Genomic DNA, 3,188 nt, shown 5'->3' with positions numbered 1-3,188 from the left:
CAAATTTGCTTGGCGACCATAGCGTTATGGACCCACCTGATCCCATGCCGAACTCAGCAGTGAAACGTAATAGCGCCGATGGTAGTGTGGGGTCTCCCCATGTGAGAGTAGGACATCGCCAGGCTTCGCTTTCTTGTTTTAAGATTTTAAGAAAATCTTAAGGCAAAACAAGTTGCATTTATGCTGAATAGACACTGCGGAGTGGTAGTTCAGTTGGTTAGAATACCGGCCTGTCACGCCGGGGGTCGCGGGTTCGAGTCCCGTCCACTCCGCCATTATACAGAAAAGCCCTAATCGAAAGATTAGGGCTTTTTTACGTCTATCTAAAAGTAAGATGATGCTGAATAAACACTACGGAGTGGTAGTTCAGTTGGTTAACTTTCTATTGGGAAGCTTAGCGGCCTGGCACGCCGGGGGGGCGCGCTGATGTTCGGTGTGGCGAGTCCTGTCCGCTTCACATTTATTTAAGAAACCTGAATCGAAAGATTCAGGTTTTTTTTCGTCTGTATAAAATGGTAATCATAGCGTGGGCTATCATCCGTCATCTCGGAAGGGAGGTACGAGTTATCCGTGATCTACTTATCACGTGTTTGAGCATTAAAGAAACTAATAAAAAAGCAGTTAAAACAATAACTCTACAACGTGCTGATAATAGATTCCCTATCTCGTTCGTAACCTCACTGTAGGGAATGACGGCAGAGGATTAAGTCATAAATTAGTTTCGATTAGGAAACTTAGCGGCCTGACACGCCGGGGGGCGCGCTGATGTTTAAATAGCAAGGTGGCCATTTTTCACCGGTAAAGTCTCACCTGCCGGTTCTTTTTCCATACGAATAGTATTCTGCTTATCACCAATTTTATAGGTCACATCATAACCTATGATCTTATCGCTCTTGGTATATTCATTATGACAACGTTGTTCCATTGAAGTTGTGGTATTTTCAGCTTGGTATTTATCCTGAACAGCTCGACCTGCAACAGCCCCAGCAACAGCTCCCGCCACTGTAGCAAGTGTTTTACCTTTACCGCCACCAATTTGATGTCCCAATACGCCACCAATAGCACCGCCTAACCCAGTACCGACTAATTTATTTTCGTCTTTTACTGCAGCATGATGAGTCACAGCAACTTGCTCGCAGATTTTATGCGGGATTGATACCGTTTTAGTGACAACTTTGACAGAGAGAATATCAGCTTGGTTAGGATTGTTTTTATCGTTGCCATTACAACCCGTAAGGGCGCTTGATAAGGCAATAATGGTGCTAAGACTAATAATGAGACATTTATTCATTGGATACTCCTAATAATACACCGTTCAGTATGATGTTTTGGGAGTAAAAAAAAGACAGTAAAATGTAAGCTTATTGTAAAGCTTATGTCAGTGATGTAACTGTTAATTATAATGAATGAAATTATTTTAATATCAGATAATGAGGAAAGGTTTTTTTCTTGATTACGATATACATGCGCAGAATAAAGATAAAAGCAATGCTCACTAATGCCGCAATTTCTGAATTAATATTACAGCGTGCCATTAGTACATATAGCGAGCAGCCAATAATAACCGGAGTTGCATAAAATTCAGTATTATTAAACATTGTTGGACGGCTGGCGATAATATCGCGCACAACGCCACCAAAAATCGCGGTGATCATTCCCATTGTTATGGCTACATAAGCGGCATAGTCTTGAGCGATCATATTCTTGGTGACTAATACCGAGAACATTGAGATACCAATAGCATCAAGAATAACGATTAAACGTTCTGCGCGAATTTTACGTAAATAAGGCGCGAAGAAAAAGCCAAAGATAGAAGCGAATAATGCGGTCCAAAAGTAAGATGGATCTTTGATCCAAAAAACTTGTTCGGTGGATAAAATAACATCGCGAACAGTACCACCACCGAGTGCGGTTACCCAGCCTAAGACTAAGACACTGACAATATCTTTGCCTCGATTGGTTTCGCTGATTACAGCGCTGAGAGCAAAGGCAATAATACAGATGATTTCAATCGTGTGAACAAACATCTAAGCGCCTATAGTGTGGTAATTTTTTATTATTAATTATAAATATTAGCATCTTAGATATTAAATGGGAGAGTAAATAGTGAAGTTAGTGTTTTCAAAAATAGCAAAGGTCAGTATTAAACTAACCTTTGCTTTCATTGATATTAGCGACCGCTATGATCAAAGCTTTGTGCATCATCTGCTGTGCACTGCGCTGTTGGATGAGAGTTTAAAAAATCAAGCGAGCGTTGGAAATCAGCAATTAATAAGTTAGCAAGATCTGCTGTAAAACCTTGTTTAACCAAGATACGCTGAATTACAATTTCATTACCGCTAGTTGGTAGTGAATATGCGGGTACTAGCCAACCTCGAGTTCGTAGACGATCGGCTAAATCATAGAGTGAGAATGGTAATTCAACTCCAGGTTTAATACGCCATGAAATAGCAGGGATCCCTGTTTCACGATTACCATCAAAGATAAATTCAAATAGTTCAAATTTATTCAATGCCTTAACTAAATCTTCACAGACATCATAACAAGCACTGTGAATACGCTGATAACCCTCAAAACCTAAGCGAAGGAAATTATAGTACTGAGATATAATTTGACCAGCAGGTCGAGAGAAGTTCAACGCGAAAGTTGGCATATCGCCACCTAAGTAGTTAACGTGGAATACTAACCCTTCAGGTAGATCTTCTTTGCTACGCCATACCACCCAGCCAACGCCTAATGGCGATAAACCAAATTTGTGACCAGAAGTACTGATTGATTTAACTCGCTCTAAGCGGAAATCCCAAAGCTCAATATCTGGAGCACAGAATGGTGCTAGCATTGCACCACTTGCACCATCAACGTGAATATCAATCGAGTTACCAGTGTCATGCTCATAAGTATCTAATGCATCAGATAATGGTTTAACTGTTTCGTATAAACCAGTAAAGGTTTGGCCGAAAGTAGGTACAACCATAATAGTGTTATCATCTACTAACTCTAACATGTCTTCTGGGGTCATAAAGTAATGACCATCGTCCATTTTAGTTTCGCGCATTTCAACGTCCCAGTAGCGGGCAAATTTCTCCCAACATACTTGAACCGGACCGCAGACCATGTTTGGTTTATCTGTTGGTTGACCAAGTGCACGACGCTTTTCACGCCAGCGCCATAATGCAGCTAAACCACCT

General features: G+C 41.0%; 3 protein-coding genes, 1 tRNA gene and 1 rRNA gene. 2 read left to right on the top strand and 3 right to left on the bottom strand.

The genetic code is table 11. From position 1 onward, the window contains the following. Positions 1 to 8: 8 nt before the first annotated feature. Both rrf and PMAL9190_RS19670 read left to right on the top strand, forming a co-directional pair. Positions 9 to 124: ribosomal RNA gene (gene rrf / locus PMAL9190_RS19675) — 5S ribosomal RNA — on the top strand. A 74-nt stretch (positions 125 to 198) separates the two neighbouring features. Next, a tRNA-Asp gene (locus PMAL9190_RS19670) sits at positions 199 to 275 on the top strand. 494 nt (positions 276 to 769) lie between these two features. On the opposite strand, the gene PMAL9190_RS19665 is transcribed toward PMAL9190_RS19670, so the two are convergent. The 3 genes from PMAL9190_RS19665 to gad all read right to left on the bottom strand — a co-directional run. After that, positions 770 to 1,291: a glycine zipper 2TM domain-containing protein gene (locus PMAL9190_RS19665; protein ID WP_087846960.1), complete on the bottom strand. Its 522-nt coding sequence runs from the start codon at positions 1,289 to 1,291 to the stop codon at positions 770 to 772. 121 nt (positions 1,292 to 1,412) lie between these two features. After that, a complete protein-coding gene (locus PMAL9190_RS19660) occupies positions 1,413 to 2,027 on the bottom strand; it encodes a trimeric intracellular cation channel family protein (RefSeq protein ID WP_087846959.1) in 615 nt (204 codons plus the stop codon). 143 nt (positions 2,028 to 2,170) lie between these two features. Next, positions 2,171 to 3,188: glutamate decarboxylase (gene gad, locus PMAL9190_RS19655; protein WP_087846958.1), on the bottom strand; the 1,018-nt coding region annotated here is incomplete at its 5' end.

The organism is Photobacterium malacitanum (assembly GCF_900185615.1).
Classification (GTDB): Bacteria; Pseudomonadota; Gammaproteobacteria; order Enterobacterales; family Vibrionaceae; genus Photobacterium; species Photobacterium malacitanum.
Note: the sequence above shows the minus strand (reverse complement) of the source record. Positions and strands in the feature narration are given on the sequence as shown.